At 59.3% G+C, this 16,125-nt stretch carries 12 protein-coding genes; 8 read left to right on the top strand and 4 right to left on the bottom strand.

Annotation, left to right across the window (positions count from 1 at the left end):
• The first annotated feature begins 65 nt into the window (after nucleotides 1-65).
• From D4A39_RS00260 to D4A39_RS00235, 6 genes are all read left to right on the top strand, one after another.
• Nucleotides 66-1,286: a hypothetical protein gene (locus tag D4A39_RS00260; protein ID WP_022983942.1), complete on the top strand. Its 1,221-nt coding sequence runs from the start codon at nucleotides 66-68 to the stop codon at nucleotides 1,284-1,286.
• Nucleotides 1,286-1,903 carry a class I SAM-dependent methyltransferase gene (locus D4A39_RS00255; RefSeq protein WP_022983943.1) on the top strand — a complete coding sequence of 206 codons (618 nt, stop codon included), beginning with the start codon at nucleotides 1,286-1,288 and terminating at the stop codon, nucleotides 1,901-1,903. The genes D4A39_RS00260 and D4A39_RS00255 overlap by 1 nt, the downstream gene beginning before the upstream one ends.
• A 76-nt stretch (nucleotides 1,904-1,979) precedes the next feature.
• On the top strand, nucleotides 1,980-3,251 hold the full coding sequence (locus D4A39_RS00250) for an ActS/PrrB/RegB family redox-sensitive histidine kinase (RefSeq protein ID WP_022983944.1): 1,272 nt from the start codon (nucleotides 1,980-1,982) through the stop codon (nucleotides 3,249-3,251).
• Nucleotides 3,248-3,826, top strand: coding sequence for a response regulator transcription factor (locus tag D4A39_RS00245; protein WP_022983945.1), 579 nt, complete (start codon nucleotides 3,248-3,250; stop codon nucleotides 3,824-3,826). The genes D4A39_RS00250 and D4A39_RS00245 overlap by 4 nt, the downstream gene beginning before the upstream one ends.
• A gap of 94 nt (nucleotides 3,827-3,920) precedes the next feature.
• On the top strand, nucleotides 3,921-5,663 hold the full coding sequence (locus tag D4A39_RS00240) for an autotransporter assembly complex protein TamA (protein ID WP_022983946.1): 1,743 nt from the start codon (nucleotides 3,921-3,923) through the stop codon (nucleotides 5,661-5,663).
• Nucleotides 5,660-9,106 carry a translocation/assembly module TamB domain-containing protein gene (locus D4A39_RS00235; protein ID WP_119917296.1) on the top strand — a complete coding sequence of 1,149 codons (3,447 nt, stop codon included), beginning with the start codon at nucleotides 5,660-5,662 and terminating at the stop codon, nucleotides 9,104-9,106. Before D4A39_RS00240 ends, D4A39_RS00235 begins: the two co-directional genes overlap by 4 nt.
• A gap of 55 nt (nucleotides 9,107-9,161) precedes the next feature.
• Here D4A39_RS00235 and D4A39_RS00230 read toward each other — a convergent pair whose 3' ends face one another.
• Complete coding sequence (locus D4A39_RS00230; protein WP_022983948.1) at nucleotides 9,162-9,569, bottom strand: PaaI family thioesterase; 408 nt, start codon at nucleotides 9,567-9,569, stop codon at nucleotides 9,162-9,164.
• A gap of 142 nt (nucleotides 9,570-9,711) precedes the next feature.
• On the opposite strand from D4A39_RS00230, the gene D4A39_RS00225 reads away from it, so the two are divergent.
• Nucleotides 9,712-11,427 (top strand): proline--tRNA ligase, encoded by a 1,716-nt coding sequence (locus D4A39_RS00225; protein WP_119917295.1) that lies wholly within the window; start codon nucleotides 9,712-9,714, stop codon nucleotides 11,425-11,427.
• Nucleotides 11,428-11,583: 156 nt separating this feature from the next.
• On the opposite strand, the gene D4A39_RS00220 is transcribed toward D4A39_RS00225, so the two are convergent.
• The gene (locus D4A39_RS00220; RefSeq protein WP_022983950.1) at nucleotides 11,584-12,615 is read right to left on the bottom strand and encodes a DUF4062 domain-containing protein; all 1,032 of its coding nucleotides are present in this window, start codon (nucleotides 12,613-12,615) and stop codon (nucleotides 11,584-11,586) included.
• Between the two features lie 253 nt (nucleotides 12,616-12,868).
• Here D4A39_RS00220 and D4A39_RS00215 point away from each other — a divergent pair, with 253 nt between their 5' ends.
• The gene (locus D4A39_RS00215; protein WP_022983951.1) at nucleotides 12,869-13,615 is read left to right on the top strand and encodes a ParA family protein; all 747 of its coding nucleotides are present in this window, start codon (nucleotides 12,869-12,871) and stop codon (nucleotides 13,613-13,615) included.
• A gap of 150 nt (nucleotides 13,616-13,765) precedes the next feature.
• Here D4A39_RS00215 and D4A39_RS00210 read toward each other — a convergent pair whose 3' ends face one another.
• Both D4A39_RS00210 and D4A39_RS00205 read right to left on the bottom strand, forming a co-directional pair.
• A complete protein-coding gene (locus D4A39_RS00210; RefSeq protein WP_022983952.1) occupies nucleotides 13,766-15,460 on the bottom strand; it encodes an acyl-CoA dehydrogenase family protein in 1,695 nt (564 codons plus the stop codon).
• A complete protein-coding gene (locus tag D4A39_RS00205) occupies nucleotides 15,457-16,116 on the bottom strand; it encodes a TetR/AcrR family transcriptional regulator (RefSeq protein WP_022983953.1) in 660 nt (219 codons plus the stop codon). Before D4A39_RS00205 ends, D4A39_RS00210 begins: the two co-directional genes overlap by 4 nt.
• Nucleotides 16,117-16,125 lie beyond the last annotated feature (9 nt).

Genomic DNA, 16,125 nt, shown 5'->3' with positions numbered 1-16,125 from the left:
GGTAATAGGGGCCCAGCGATATACCTTTCGCCCAATAAACAACAACAACAAGAGCCGTACTACTCATGGCAGCTACTTCCCAACCCTTCTGGCGCAGCCTGTGCCTGATTGTGCTTTGTGCTATCAGTCTGCAAGCCCATGCCGCCCGTGACGACGATTCCGACGATGAAATGGATGAAGTGACACCGGAAGAACTGCAAATGCAGGAAATCCCGGTGGACGAACGCATCTTTCTCGAAAAATGGAACGAAGTCCCCTACAAAAAGAGCTTCTTTACCTACACAGACGAGCAGATTCGCGAGAAGTGGACGCACCTGATGCGGGGCCTGAAAGTGCCCTATCCGTCTGCCGCCTACATGAAGAAGAACTTCGAGAAATACCCCTTCATGAAAGATGGGATTGTAGACTGGAACGGGGACTACCAGGTTCTGGAAACCCGCAGTCTGCAAGTATGGCGTCTGTTCTTTGCCGGTGATTTTCAGAAGGCCCGGGAAGAAGGGCTGAAACTCGGCCCGATGGGCGAAATCCCAGCGCTGTTCTCACAGCTCATGTACGCCATCTATCTGACCGACCGGCAAAGCATCAAGTATATGATGCTGCAAGACGTCGCTAACCGAGCGGAAATCTATTTTGACGTGATGGCCGAAGCAGAAAATGACCCTGAGGTCGCTCCCATTGTTGCCTCGGTCAAGCTGGGTTACGCCTATGCCATTGCACGGATCGCCGAAGAGTCCCCGGTTCCGATCGTGGTGGCCCGCCGCTACATTGGCAAAATCAAGAATAGCGCTGAAGAAATTGTCGAGATCATGCCTGAACAGCCTCTGGCTCATGCATTCCGGGCCGGGGTGGATGCTGGCATCATGCGCAGGGTAGGCAAGTTCACCGGTCGCATGACCTATGGCGCCCGAACCACCACCGTTGAAGAGTCTTTTTCCGACGCCCTTCGACTGGCTCCGGATATCCCGATCGTCAATTATGAGTACGCCAACGCGCTGATCTACATGAACCGCAAACGTGACCTTAATGAAGCGATCAGCTATCTCGAAAAAGCCATGAAAATCCGCCCTGAGTTCTCCATGGATGCTCTGGATGTGATGTACTCTTACAAGCGTTTGCAGGAAGTTCGCCTGTATGCGCTGAACTTCCGCAGCTTCCGCAAGTTCGAAAAACTGCGCCGCAAGTTCAGCAAGAAAACGGACCGAAACCTGACCAGCGTACTCAGTGAACCGCTGACAATGGATATGCTCAATAACCCGGAAAACTATGTGCTTCCGGAACGTAATTAATGTCCGTTTATGAAGACAAGGTCTTCCCGGTACTGCTGGACTGGGCCACCCGTCCACTGTACCGGAACCGCCAGCACCTGATTCGCCAGGCCCGTGGCAAGGTGCTGGAACTGGGCGTCGGCACCGGCGCCAATTTCCCGCTCTACTCCGATCTCGCAAGCGAAATACACGGCATTGAACCCGCCGAGGCCCTGCTGGAACTGGCGGCTGATACCGCGCGCCAGTGCAATCAACCTGAACGCTTTCACCTTCGGGTCGCTGGCGCAGAGCAACTGCCCTACGACGACAACAGCTTTGACAGCGTCATCGCCTGCCTGGTGTTCTGCACAATACCGGACCCGGATACTGCCGCCCGCGAAGCCTTCCGGGTACTCAAACCGGGCGGCACCCTGCTGACTCTGGAACACGTCCGCAACGAAAAGCGCTGGGTCCAACGCCTGCAAGGGGCCATGAACCCCGCGTGGAAGCATCTTGCCTGTGGCTGCCAGCTTACCCGGGATACCTCGGCAACGCTGCGACAAGCCGGCTTTCGGTTGCATCAGGCAACGCATCATCAGCACCCTAAACTGCCGCCCTTTGCCGCCCAGTTGCTGGAAGGCGCAATGCTCAAGCCCTGAGGCCCCTACCTGCCAGTGAAAGCAGTACAGCCTGGTTGAATATCTTCCTTTTACCAGCAGAAGGTCCTCGTCCCCCTTGACGCAGGCACCCATCCAGCGAGGCAAACTGCCACATCCCTTTGCGGGTATTTACCTCTACAATAGCGCCATGACTAACCGTCCCCCATTGCTGAACTGGCGACTGCGCCTGATCTGGCTGCGCAGCCTGCTGGTGCTGGCCATTACCCTTGCCCTGATTTTGCTACAAAGTCTGGGGCATAGTGGCTATCACATTCCCGAATTGGGTTGGTTGGCCGCCTTGCTGCTGCCGAGTCTGGTAACCCTTTGCACCTGGCGGCTGCTGCCCCGCCATCATGGCGCTCTTCTTACCCTGGAACTGGCCCTGGACACCCTGTTATTCGCCGGGCTAATACAGAATTTCGGCGGGGCAGGTAACCCTCTCGCGTTTTACCTGCTGGTCCCTGCACTGCTCGCGTCCCTGACTTTACCTCTTCGCGGAGCCCTGACCGTGGCATCACTGGCTCTGGCTGGCTATCTGGTCACCATGAACTGGTATCACATGCCCGCCAGCGATACCCCATTGCATGCCTTGAGCCATCAACTCAGCGGGCTTCATGGTGTCGGCATGGCAGCTATTTTTATTGCCATGCTGGTGATGCTGACCCTGCTGGGACAAGTGATTCAACGGTTGATGCAGGACCAACAGCGTCAACAGGAACAAGCGCTCGATCTGGCAGGCCGACGGGAACACATGTACCAGATTGCCGCAACACTGGCAGATCAAGCCCATGAACTGAACACACCGCTTGGAACCCTGGTCATGCTGGCCGACAACCTGCGTCATTCCCCGGCACTTCCAGACAGTCTCCACCAGGAGGTTCAGCAAATGGAGCAACTGGCCCGCCAAGTGGCCAGCAGACTCAAGCGCGGCAGTGGCGAACACACCCTTGCCAACCAGCCATTGAGTGCTCTGCTGGAACACCTGCGACAGCATCTACGCCATCTTGCCCCCACCCTGACACTGGAAATGGATCTGCAGGAAGATCCGCTTCTGGCAAACGCCGAGGGCTGGTTTCGGGTGCTCAGCAATCTGGGCTATAACGCCATGGATGCCGGCGCCAGCCGCTGGATTATCAGCAGCTTTGGCGACGAGCAGTCTCACGGTCTACAGATCAGCGATGATGGCCCAGCCCATCAGGACTCGGAACGCGAAGGGCTGGGCATGGGAATGATCCTGGTGACTACCACACTGGAGCAGATGGGGGCCAGCCTGGACCTGGAGTTTGGCGCACAATGGACACAGGCGCGCATTCGTTGGCCCCGCGCCCGCCAGGAGAACAGAGAATGACTCACTTGCTGCTGGTAGAAGATGACGAGTTGCTCGCCGAACAGACCCGCCAGGCACTCAGTCGACACGGCGTGCATGTCACCGTCACCCATGACGCAGGCACCACACTCGTGCAGCTTCAACAGCTGGCCCGGCTTGATGCCGCTGTCCTGGATCAGAATCTGGGTCCAGACAATGGCCTGGATCTGATCTCCCCAATCCTCGAACGTTTCCCACAATGCCGCGTCTTGTTACTCACCGGCTATGGCAGCATCGCCGCCGCTGTGGCAGCCACCCATCGAGGCGCACACAATTACCTGACCAAACCGGCAACCCCCGCGGATATCCTCGACGCCCTCGCCGCCGACCCTGCCAGCCTGTCACCCGCACTGCCGCAAACGCCCCCGTCACTGCAGCGCCTCGAGTGGGAGCATATTCAGCGTACCCTGGAGGCCCACGACGGCAATATTTCCCGTGCCGCCGACGCACTGGGTATTCATCGCCGCACCCTCCAGCGACGCCTTAAAAAACGCCCCAGCGCCAGCGAATACCAACGGGAGAAAGGTCAGCAGAGAGACGCCGAACCAGAAGAGTAAGGCGCGCTAGACCGCAAACAGATCGCAGACAAACCGTTCTCGTCCCAGCCCGCTTCGCTTACACTGTCTGCCAATGACTGACAGGGATATTCGATTGAAGCGTGCGCTGGTGCCAGGCTGGACAGCCATGGTGTTGCTATGCCTCCCGCTGGCCGTATTGGCAGCCCGGGGAGAGCCGGTTTTGCATATTACCGGCAATGCCGACAAGCCCGTGATCGATAACATTCGCGCCCTGATCGACCTGTCCCGCTATCCCTGCCAGCCTCCTCCCGCCCAGTACGGATTGATTCGCCGTCAGGTCCTTGGCAACGCCACCGAAGCGCTACAAGCCATGGGTTACTACGATAGCACCCTTGCCTTGAGCGCCGATGTGCAGAGTGACAGCTGCACACACGCCACCCTTGATGTTCAGACAGGTCCGCCTGTCATTCTCAAGCGGGCAGACATTCGCATCAGTGGAGAAGCTGCTGCAGACCCCGCCTTCCAGCAACTGATCGAACAGAGCCGGTTACGCTTGGATGAACGACTTGAACATGAGCAGTACACCAGGCTAAAAAAAGCGTTGCAGCAGAACCTCATCAACCGTGGCTATCTGGAAGGACGCCTCACCCGAAACATCTTGAAGGTCGACACCCAATCGCGCCATGCCTACATTGAACTTGAGGTGCACAGTGGCCCCCGCTATCGCTTTGGTGAAGTGACCTTGACCGGCAGTAGCCTGAACGACGACCTGGTCCGTGCCTATGTGCGTTTCCAGGAAGGCAGCCCGTACGATAGCAAACAAGTCCTGCAAACCCAGCAAGGCTTACTGGGTGCCGGATACTTCAGTGCTGCACGGATCGAGAAAGGCCAACCCGACCAGGAAACGCATCGTATCCCAATCAGCATCAATGTCACCGACAATAACCGCTGGTCATTGCTGACCGGCCTGGGATTCAGCACCGACACGGGACCAAGAGTCCGGCTTGGGATAGAAAACCGTCGAGTGAACCGGTTCGGCCACCGTTTCCGTGCTGAAACTGAACTCTCAGAAGTCCAGCAGGGGGCCGGGGCCAGCTATCAGATCCCACTCAGCGACCCTCTGCGTGAGCGCCTTGATCTACATACCAGTTATGTCAACGAAGATACCGACAGCAACGCCAACGAACGCTGGAGCACGGGCGCGGACTATATCCGCGAACTGGACAACAAGTGGGTCAGCACAGTCTCTCTGGAGTACCTGCGCGAAACCTGGCAAGTCGCGGATGAAGTGGACCAGGCCGAACTGCTGATTCCGGGCTACCAGCTTAGCCGGATTAAAGCCAATGACCCGATCTATCCCACCTTTGGCTGGCGCCTCAATGGCAAAATCCGCTTTGCCCACGAGGGGCTGTCCTCCACGGCATCCTTCATGCAATTCGCGCCCAGCGGAAAACTGCTATTCCCCTTTGCCGGAGGCAGAGTACTGATCCGCGGTGAGCTGGGGTACACCGAAGTTACCGACGTCACCGAGTTGCCCGCCTCCATCCGTTTCTTTGCCGGTGGCGATTCCAGCGTGCGAGGCTTCGCTTACGAATCGCTGGGGCCCGAGGACGAAAGTGGCGACGTGATTGGTGGTCGCCATCTCGCCACAGGTTCACTGGAAGTAGATCACCCCATTACCGAACGCTGGCATCTTGCCGCCTTTACCGATGCCGGCAACGCCTTTAATACGATCAATGAGTTCGAACCCCGCCACAGTGCCGGGCTGGGGGTTCGCTGGCGCTCTCCGCTTGGCCCCATCCGGCTGGATATTGCCCGAGCCATTGATGAACACCGTGATTGGCGGATACATCTGAGCATGGGGCCTGACTTGTGATAGCACGAAGCCTGCAGTTCCTGCTCCGGTCACTGCTGTTATTGCTATTGGTGCTGGCCACAATACTCTGGCTGTTGCTGGGCACCAGTACAGGAAACCAATGGCTGTTTGAGCAAGCCAGGCAGTGGATTCCAGGCGAACTCACCCTGGAGCACTGGGAAGGAAATCTGCTCGACTCGGTAGCTCTAGAAGGGCTTCATTACCGCAACGGCACGCTGAATATTCAGCTGGACCAGGGGCGTGTGGCCCTAATTCCACGCAGTCTCACACAGGGCTGGCTGGATCTGGAGTATCTGAGACTTGGGTCGTTACTGATCAGCACAGAGGCGAGCGAACCTTCTGATACAGCCCCGTCAATAACGTTGCCAGACAGCCTATCCCTGCCGTTTGGTGTGCGTATTGAAACCCTGGATGCCAAGGAAATACGGCTCAACAACACCCGAATTGTTGGCGATGTACATGGCCGTCGACTGGTAGCCTGGCGGCGGTTTCAGATCGCACACCTGAACACCACCACCGTCGCCGATACCCGTCTCACTGTGTCTGGCCAGGGTTCCTTGACCGGCCCAATCACTGTTGACGCCAACGTCGACTGGACACTGCCACTCCCGCCTTCTGAGACCCTGACAGCCCAGCAGGCCAGCGGCCAACTGCAAGTAAAAGGTCCTATCGACACACTGCAGATCAACCATCAATTGCAACATCCCGTCACCGTGAAAAGTGAAGGCACCATCGAATGGCAGCAAGACCAACCACGGCTGGCACTATTGCACCAATGGCCGGCCCAACCGCTGCCGCTGAACCAAACACCTGTACTAACACTCACCGAGGGAACCCTCTACACCCGAGGTCTTCTCGACACCCTGCAGCTCGACGCAAAAACCGGGCTAATCCGGGACAAGCTGGCCGTGGCCATCAACATGACCGGCTCACGGATTGATGACGGTCTGTCACTGGAAAACCTGACCCTCACGCAAGGCAAGCAGACTCTTCAGGCCAATGGTCAACTGCTTTATGGCCCCCTGCGCTGGGACGTGAACCTACAGGGCAACCTGAATCCGGAAATTCTGTCCCCCGAGCTACCCGGACAACTTACTATTAATGGCAACAGCAAGGGCCGTTACGACAACAATGAGTGGGTGCTGTCCCCCAGCCATCTCAAGGTAAACGGGCAACTGCGACGGCAACCGCTCTCTGTGCAGGCGGAACTCTACAGCCAACGACAACGGCTGGCCCTGACGGCCGCAGCCCGCTTTGGCGATAACCAAGCCCACCTGAAAGGCAACCTTCTGCCCGATTGGCAGATCGACAGCACACTGAAGCTGCAGCGCCTCAACCAGATACACCCGGACCTGGACGGTAACCTGTCTGGGCAGATCGCCCTGCGCGGTGAACTGAACAGCCCACGAGCCAGTGGACAGCTAAATGGCCAACAAACCGGCTGGCAACAATGGTCCCTGGGCACCCTCACCGCCCGCTTTCAGGATCTGGGACTCGGCTCACAACCCCAGCAGCTGACCCTCAATGCCAATCAGATCCAGCAAGATCACCAACAGCGACTGGAAACGCTAGACCTGACCCTGGCCGGCACTCGGCAACAGCACCAACTGACCGTCAGCGCCACGCAACAGAGTCTTACCCTTGAAACCCATCTCAACGGTGCACTGGACACCACCCTGCGCTGGCAAGGTGACGTCACACAAAGCCGGATCGTCCACGAAGCACTGGGCCAATGGCAGCAACAACAGACCAGCGCCCTGACCCTGTCAGCCGAGAACCAGTCACTGGCGCCGTTCTGCCTTCGCCAGGACGACAGCGCCCTGTGTGTGCAAGGTACCTATCAGGCGGATAACCACATACAGGTACAAGGCTCTGTCCAATCGCTCCCCCTGTCCCTGCTGTCCCCCCTGACCGGTCCGGACTTCACTTTGGAAGGCCGTCTCGAGGCAACGGTCGCCATCGAGGGCAGCATCGATAACCCCCAAGGTGAGCTGCACGCGCAAACACAGGGGGCAAGCATCAGTGTGAATGCGCAGGATGCGCCTCCTCCCCTGGACATCCATACCCTGTCAGTACACAGCCAGCTAAAAAACCGGCAACTCGACAGTCAACTGCAACTGGCATCGAGCCTGGGCGAGGCCAGAGCGACCTTGCGCCACGGCCTGCAAGCTGACTCCCCTGTGCAAGGCGACATAAATCTGATGCTCCACTCGCTGGGCATTATCGAATTGTTCACCGCCGACCTGCGCGATATCGAAGGCACTCTGCGGGCCGATGTTGAGCTCGCCGGGAGCCTGCGCGCCCCGCACATAGATGGCCAGATACAACTCCTGAACGGTCAGGCGCTGGTGCCTGCGCTGGGCACCGCCATCAGTGATGTCACACTAGTGCTATCGGGCTCCCCTGACGGAGACATCGCTGTCAATGGTCAGGCCATCATGGGCGACGGCAAGGCCACCTTGTCTGGCAGTATCCAACCGCACCCCTGGCCCCTGTCGCTGTCCCTCACGGTTAGCGGCCAGAACCTGCTGGTGGCCAACCGACCCGATGCCCGCGTTCTTCTCAGTCCCGATCTACAGTTACAGGGCAACCTTGAAGCACTGGCACTGACCGGCAGCCTGATCATCCCGGAGGCGGACATCCACCCGGTGGAACTGCCAGAGAATGCCATCACCGTGAGCCGTGACCAGGTGCTGGTACATCAGCAAGGCGAAGACAACGGCAGCCTGCCCCTCTCTCTGAATGTCACCGTGACATTGGGCGACCAGGTGTACTTCAAGGGATTCGGTCTTGATGCCACCCTGGGAGGCACGCTGACGATTGAGCAGAAACCTCAACGCCCTCCTCAGCTGAACGGAGAGCTTGTCGTTCGTGAAGGCCGCTACCGGGCCTACGGCCAGAATCTGGCGATCAGTGATGGCCGGCTGATTTTCCAGGGTGCACCGGATAACCCCGGGCTGGATATCCGCGCAATCCGTAAGGTACCGAGCGAGGCGATCACCGTCGGGGTGCAATTGGGCGGCACCTTGCAAGAACCAGAAGCCAGCCTGTTCTCCGACCCCGGCATGGAACAAAGCCAGGTAATGTCCTACCTGCTCACCGGCCGGCCACTGGAAAGTGGCTCCAACAGCGACGCCAACCGCATCGCTCAAGCCCTTGCGCTTTACGGACTGGAAAAAGGCAGCGGCGTCACAGAAAAGATTGGCGACAAGATCGGCGTGGATGACATCAGTGTTGGCAGCGACTGGGAAACCGACGATGCCTCCCTGATGCTGGGAAAACAGCTCTCAGACCGGCTCTATCTGACCTATGCCATAGGCCTCTTTGATGCAGTGTCCACGGTCATGCTGCGCTATACCCTGACCCGTAGCCTGCACCTGGAAGCCCGTTCCAGTACGGAGGCAAACAGCCTGGATATTATTTGGGAGAAGGAACTGCGCTAGGCAGCCTACCCGCTTGCCCCTGATTTCCCCAGACTGAGGCACGATCGCTTGTCGCTCACTGTGGCAGCGCGTAGGTCCCGGTAACGTGAGCCACCATATCATCGCCACCTTCGCTGAACAGCTGCACTTCCAGCACCGCCGAACGGCGCCCCAATCGCAGGATCACTGCCTCCGCTATCAAGTCTTTCTGGGCCGGGCGAGACAGGAAATTGATATTGAGATTCTGGGTCACCGCCATCTCCACCCGTCCCAACGCACCGAGCACCGCAGCATACATGGCCGCATCCGCCAGCCCCATCATGGTAGGACCGGAAAGCGTGCCACCGGGGCGCAGGGCAGAAGGTCGAAACGGGCTGCGCACCCGCGCCCGCCGATCACCAATGGACTCCACCACCAGCCCTTCTTCCGAGGCCGCAGGCAACCCTTCGTAAATCACCGCCTGCACCTGTTCCGCATTCAACATTCGAACTCTCCCATTGAGCAAAACCCCAAGCGTAGTCAAACCCGTCCGGCAAACCCAGCTCCGATTGCGACACACATCTGGTGACGGCAGCCCTTCTTTCATAGAATGGTGCCCTCTTGAAACCACAGAACAAAGACATCCTATGCGCACCTCCCAATACCTGCTCGCCACCGTCAAGGAAACTCCCTCTGATGCCGTCGTCATCAGCCATCAGCTGATGCTGCGTGCCGGTCTGGTGCGCAAGCTGGCCTCAGGCCTTTACACCTGGCTGCCCAGCGGGCTGCGGGTACTGCGCAAGGTGGAACAGATCGTCCGCGAGGAAATGGACAAGGCGGGTGCCCAGGAAGTGTTGATGCCCGTGGTGCAGCCCATGGACCTGTGGGAAGAGTCCGGGCGGGCGCCGGCCTACGGCCCCGAGCTGCTGCGCATCACCGACCGGCACGACAATCCTTTCTGCCTGGGCCCCACCCATGAGGAAGTGATTACCGACATGGTCCGCAACGAGATTCACAGCTACAAGCAGTTGCCGGCCAACTTCTATCAGATCCAGACCAAGTTCCGCGATGAGATTCGTCCCCGCTTCGGCATCATGCGCTCGCGGGAATTCATCATGAAAGACGCCTACTCCTTCCACACCGATATGGATTCCCTGGCTGAGACCTACCAGATCATGCACCGGGCCTACTGCGCCATTTTTGACCGTCTGGGTCTGGATTACCGTCCTGTAGAAGCCGACACCGGCGCCATCGGGGGCGCCGCCAGCCATGAATTCCATGTGTTGGCAGAGTCCGGCGAGGACGACATTGCGTTCTCCGACAGCTCCGATTTCGCCGCCAACGTGGAACTGGCCGAAGCCCTGGCCCCCGCCACCGAGCGGGCCGCCCCCGGCGCGGCCATGGAAAAGGTCGATACCCCCAACGCCAAGACCATTGACGACCTGGTACAGCAGTTTGATCTGGCCATCGAGAAGACCATCAAGACTCTGGTCGTCAAGGGCGCCGAAGAAGGCACCCTGGTGGCGCTGCTGGTGCGTGGCGATCACGAACTGAACGATATCAAGGCAGAAAAGCTGGATGCTGTTGCCTCGCCGCTGGAATTCGCCAGCGAAGACGACATCCGCAAGGCCATCGGTGCCGGCCCTGGCTCACTCGGTCCCGTCAACCTGCCCCTCAAGGCAATTGCTGACCGTAGCGTCGCGGTAATGAGTGACTTCGGCGCCGGCGCCAACGAAGACGGCCAACATTTCTTCAACATCAACTGGGAGCGCGACGTGGCGCTGCCGGAAGTGGCCGATCTGCGCAAGGTGGTCGAAGGGGATCCCAGCCCGGATGGCAAAGGATCACTGACCATCAAGCGCGGGATCGAAGTGGGCCACATCTTCCAGCTCGGCACCAAGTACTCGGAAGCGCTGGGCGCCAAAGTGCTCGACGAAAACGGCAAGTCGGTGATCATGCCCATGGGCTGCTATGGCATCGGGGTCACCCGGGTAGTGGCAGCGGCCATCGAGCAGAACCACGACGACCGCGGCATTATCTGGCCGGAGGCCATCGCCCCGTTCCAGGTTGCCCTGGTGCCAGTGAACATCAAGAAGAGCCCCCGCGAACGTGAACTGGCCGAGCAGCTGTATCGCGAACTCAGCGCCGCCGGGATTGAAGTCCTGTTTGACGACCGCGAAAAAGAGCGTCTGGGCGTCAAGCTGGCCGACACTGAACTGCTCGGCATCCCCCACCGCATCGTTATCGCTGAACGCGGCATGGACAATGGCGTACTGGAATACAAGGGCCGTGGGGATGCGGAGAATACCGATGTGGCAGCGGATGAGGTGGTTGCGTTCGTGAAGGCGAAGTTGGGGAAGTGAACAGTTAACAATGAATAGTGAACAGCGCGCGGGCTATGCCCGTGCTGTTTGCAACGCAAGAGGCCGCGTCCAACTGCTGGACGCGGCCTCTTGCGTTTGAAGGATGGAAGCGTCAGGTACGCTGTTAACTGTTAACTGTTAACTGTTAACTGTTAACTACAGTTTGACGCTACGCTTGACCGCCATCACCTGACTCATCGTATTGTCGCCATGGGCGGTCAATTGCCATAGAGGCAGGCCTCGGTTGTCGGTTTCCTGGGCTTTGCTGATGAGCCCCAGGGCGCGCAGGTGGATCTTGAGTTGATTAAAAGAGTGGGCGGCGAGTACCACGTTGCGCACAGCATGGGCGCGAGGGAAATCCGTCTGCACATCGGCAAGCGCCTTGCGCACGATGAAATCTTCGAGAGCCTTCTGCATCACAGGCTCAGAGGCAGGGTTCAGCATCAGGGGTGCCACACAGGAAAACGCCTGATCCCAGCTGATCCGGGTGGTGACCATGGCCAGCTTGCAATCACCGCCTTCATACACATTACAGGAGTAGTCCAGCGCCACCTGGTCACCGCCTCGGGCCAGTGTCTTGAGCGCCGGGCGAGATTGAGCCAGAGACTCTTCCCGTTCTTTCTCCAGCTCACTGATCCGCGCTTTCAGCGACTCGGCTTCTGCCCCGCCGCCAAGTCCGGGCTGATCCGCTCGCACCCAGCCGGGTGTACGATGCTCCCGCATCAGGTTGGGAATCACTTTGTGAGCCAGCTCGGCCAACCCGGCTTCGGTGGTCCAGCGGAAACTGGGGACCTTTTCTTCCAGCAGACGGACAAAGTCATCACGGCGCACCTGACCATCGCGGGTTGCTTCACGCTGGTCCGCATCAAGCAAGTCCGGGTTGTCGTGGATAAAGGCGACTACCGGTTTACGCTTTGTGGCCGCAAAAATGTATTCGCGATGAATCTCGCTGAGGCCCATGGGTGACAAGTGTCCATAACGACCGCCCACCACCAGAATGAAGTAATCGCTGGTCTCGATCAGTTTCTGGATCACCGGCAGCAAGGTGTTGCCATCGGCCGCCGCACTATCGAGCCCGGTCGGAATCATGCCGTGCTCAATCATGGGCAACATCAATGCCTGCCTGGCCGCCTGCATATCGGGGTAGGTAGCACTGATAAAGACCTGGTAGCGTTTTGAGGCACTCACCCTGTATTCCTGCGTCCTGATGTCTGTGGCTGGCGCCCTTCATTGGGCTTGCTGGTGGGCTATTAAAGCGCCACCGCCCCCGGATCACAAGTTTCCGGCCCAATACGGCGGACCTGCACTGAGCCAACATGGGCCTGTGTGCCAGTTCATGCTAGCCTGAGCCCAGCCATAAGGGTAGCGGCAGGCGCATTAGCCCAGCATTCGCCGCTGGCAAGGCTATAATTGACCTTTCTCTGGACAGGAATGGAACGCCATGCAAACCATCGCCTTTTACAACCTGAAAGGGGGTGTGGGGAAAACCGCCTCGGCCGTGAATGTGGCCTGGCATGCCGCGCGCTGGAAACACCGCACCCTGCTTTGGGATCTGGACCCGCAAGGCGCGGCAAGCTTCTATTTGGGAGTCGATGATGGCGATGGCTACAAGGCCGGTAACCTGATCAAGGGCAAGCAGCCTATCGGGCGGCTCAAGCGGGAGACCCGCTGGGCCAACCTGGATGCCATCCCCGCCGACCTGTCCATGCGCAATGCAGATATCAAGCTCACCGAAAACGGTGGCGCCAAGACCCGGCTCAAACAGCTGATCGCCCCACTGGGCGAAAGCTACGAGCTGGTGATCCTTGATTGCCCGCCGACACTCAGCCCGGTAGCCGAAAGCATCTTTGCGGCGGTGGACTACCTGTTCGTCCCGGTAATCCCGACCCACCTGTCAGTGCGGGCCTTCCAGCAGGTACTCGACTGGATCGACAGCAAGAACTACAAGCACCTAACCGTGGTGCCCTTCTTCAACATGGTCGACCGCCACCGCGACCTGCACGTAGAGATGCTGGTCAAACGCCCGAAAGTCATGAAAGGCGGCCTCAAGACCTGGATCCCCTACTCCACCCACGTCGAACAAATGGGTGACCACCGCGCCCCGGTAGGCGAATTCGCCCCCTACACTCCCAGCGCCCAGGCATTCAGGGCCATGTGGTTTGAGATTGCGGGGAAACTCAAACTTTGAGGCAGTGAACAGTTAACAGTGAATAGTTAACAGCGACGCGCGACAGCGATGGGGTTATTCAAATCAAAGAGGCCGCGTCCACAGGTTGGGCGCGGCCTCTTGCGTTGCAAACAGCACGGGCATAGCCCGCGCGCTGTTCACTATTCACTGTTAACTGCTCCCCCACGGGTTCGCCCGCGCCAATATCTCCCCCAGATCCAGCCCCCGCGGCAAGGTGCCATAGTTGCGGTCACCGTGTTCGCCGAGGCGTGAGGCGATGAACGCTTCGGCGACGGCCTGGTTGCCGGCGGCGACCAGTTGGCTGGCCTGCATGGTCAGGGACAAGCGGTCGACGATATCGCGGGCGCGGTACTCCGCCTGATCCATATCGGCGAATTCCTGCTTCACGCTGTTCACCGCCTTGTCCAACCGGGCATCGCTGCCTGCGGTTTTGGCCAGTTCGGCAAACCAGGTTTCCAGCACCGCCGGGGTTTTGGCCAGGGCACGCAGCATATCCAGTGCCTGCACATTGCCGGAGCCTTCCCAGATGGCATTGATGGGCGCCTCCCGGTACAGCCGCGCCATGATGAAATCTTCGGTGACACCGTTACCCCCCAGGCATTCCATTGCCTCGTAGGCATGAAACGGGGTGCGCTTGCAGATCCAGTACTTGCCCGCGGGCAGCCCCAGACGCAGCAGCAGCTTTTCATGAGCATTGGACGGATCTAGTGAGGACTGGTCCAGCGCTTCTCCCATGCGCATGGCAATGGCCAGCGACCCTTCCACTTCCAGTTGCAGATCGGCGAGCACATTGCGCATCAGCGGCTGGTCAATCAGTGTCTTGCCAAAGGCTGCCCGGCCCATGGCATGGTTCACCGCCTGGGCAACCGCCTGGCGCTGGCCCGACGCGGAGCCAATCATGCAATCGAAACGGGTCATCGCCACCATCTCGATGATGGCGGGCACGCCGCGCCCTTCTTCGCCGACCATCCAGCCCAGCGCCCCCCGCAACTCGATTTCCGAGGACGCATTGGAGACATTGCCCATCTTGTTCTTGAGCCGCTGCACCTGGATGGGGTTCTTGCTGCCATCCGGGCGCCAGCGCGGCACCAGAAAACAGCTCAAGCCGTTGGCCGTCTGCCCCAACACCAGAAAGGCATCGCACATGGGCGCCGAGGTGAACCACTTGTGGCCCACCAGCTCATAGGCTTCACCCGGGCCTTCCGCCCCGATGGGCAAGGCATGGGTGGTGTTGGCGCGCACATCAGAGCCGCCCTGCTTCTCGGTCATGCCCATGCCGATGGTCAATGCCTGTTTTTCTGTGTGCGGCACATTACGCGGGTCATAGGCATTGTTGAGAATCTTGGGCAGCCATTCCTTCGCCAGTGATGGCGTCAGATGGATAGAAGGGACTGCCGCAAACGTCATGGTCAGTGGACAGCCATGGCCGGCCTCCGCCTGGGCTTGCAGGTAGCTTTGCGCCGCACGGGCCACATGGGCTCCGGGTTTGGGATCGCGCCACGGCGCAGAATGAATACCTGACTCAAGTCCCAGAGCCATCAGCCGATGGTAAGACTCGTGGTATTTCACGTAGTCCACCCGGTATCCCTGACGGTCATGGGAGAAAAACTGCGGCTTGTGCTCGTTGGCCAGAAAGCCCCATTCAATCACTTCCGCACTACCGGTTTTCGCCCCGTGGGCCGACAGGGCATCTTCCGCCCAACCGGCACCATGGCGCTGCACCGCCTCACGCAAGGCGGTATCGCTGTCATAGGCGTTGTAATCTTCCAGCGCCCGGGCCTGGTTAAAGACCTCATGGGTCTGGGCCAGAGGATCTGCGTTCAGGTTAGCGTGTTTGGCATTCATGGGTTCTCTCCCGAAGAACTGGACTGCGGCATGATCGGGTGCGCCGGGGACATGCCCACCGCACGGAGACAAAATTGGGTCAGGGATGCCGCCAGGTCAGACCGGGGCAAAGGTTCAGACAAGGGGCCGACCAAGGCTTCGGCAATGGCTCCAACCATGGCCGCGGCGCTGATGGCCGTGTCCTGCGCCGGTAGCACAGCGCTGTCCACCCCCTCTGTCAGGAACTGCTGGTAGAGCTCGGCATAACGACGACGGTAGAGCAGACGCTCCGCGTCGACCGCCGGATCTACCGGCTCGGCAATCAGGGACCAGGCCAGTCGGGGAGCCGACTCGGCACGGCTGACAAACACCCGCAACACGTGGCTGAGCCGCTGGGCAAACGGTCCATCGTGGTCCATGGCCTCAGCCACGGCAGCCACCTCCCGCTCGGTAGCACAGCGAAACACTTCCGCCGCCAGCACCGATTTGTTGTCAAAATAACGATACAGCGTACCCACGCCCACCTTCGCCTCGCCGGCAAGGGTCTGCATGGTCAGGTTGGCAAAGCCGCCATCCCGTACCAACGACTCCGCGCAACGCAGTAAATGCGCGCGCTGCGCCGCCTTGCGGGCACGGACAGTATCGGTTTCCCGGTAAGCCATGATCGGAATCCACATTCACTCCTT

This window comes from Alcanivorax profundi, from assembly GCF_003597125.1.
In the GTDB taxonomy this organism is placed as follows: domain Bacteria; phylum Pseudomonadota; class Gammaproteobacteria; order Pseudomonadales; family Alcanivoracaceae; genus Alcanivorax; species Alcanivorax profundi.
This window is presented reverse-complemented; position numbering and strand designations above follow the sequence as displayed.

What these genes read in the sequence shown, in the direction of transcription:
- D4A39_RS00260 (WP_022983942.1), top strand. Translation starts at nt 66, where the DNA reads ATGGCAGCTACTTCCCAACCCTTCTGGCGCAGCCTGTGCCTGATTGTG.
- D4A39_RS00255 (WP_022983943.1), top strand. Translation starts at nt 1,286, where the DNA reads ATGTCCGTTTATGAAGACAAGGTCTTCCCGGTACTGCTGGACTGGGCC.
- D4A39_RS00205 (WP_022983953.1), bottom strand. Translation starts at nt 16,116, where the DNA reads ATGTGGATTCCGATCATGGCTTACCGGGAAACCGATACTGTCCGTGCC.
- D4A39_RS00230 (WP_022983948.1), bottom strand. Translation starts at nt 9,569, where the DNA reads ATGTTGAATGCGGAACAGGTGCAGGCGGTGATTTACGAAGGGTTGCCT.
- D4A39_RS00215 (WP_022983951.1), top strand. Translation starts at nt 12,869, where the DNA reads ATGCAAACCATCGCCTTTTACAACCTGAAAGGGGGTGTGGGGAAAACC.
- D4A39_RS00225 (WP_119917295.1), top strand. Translation starts at nt 9,712, where the DNA reads ATGCGCACCTCCCAATACCTGCTCGCCACCGTCAAGGAAACTCCCTCT.
- D4A39_RS00245 (WP_022983945.1), top strand. Translation starts at nt 3,248, where the DNA reads ATGACTCACTTGCTGCTGGTAGAAGATGACGAGTTGCTCGCCGAACAG.
- D4A39_RS00210 (WP_022983952.1), bottom strand. Translation starts at nt 15,460, where the DNA reads ATGAATGCCAAACACGCTAACCTGAACGCAGATCCTCTGGCCCAGACC.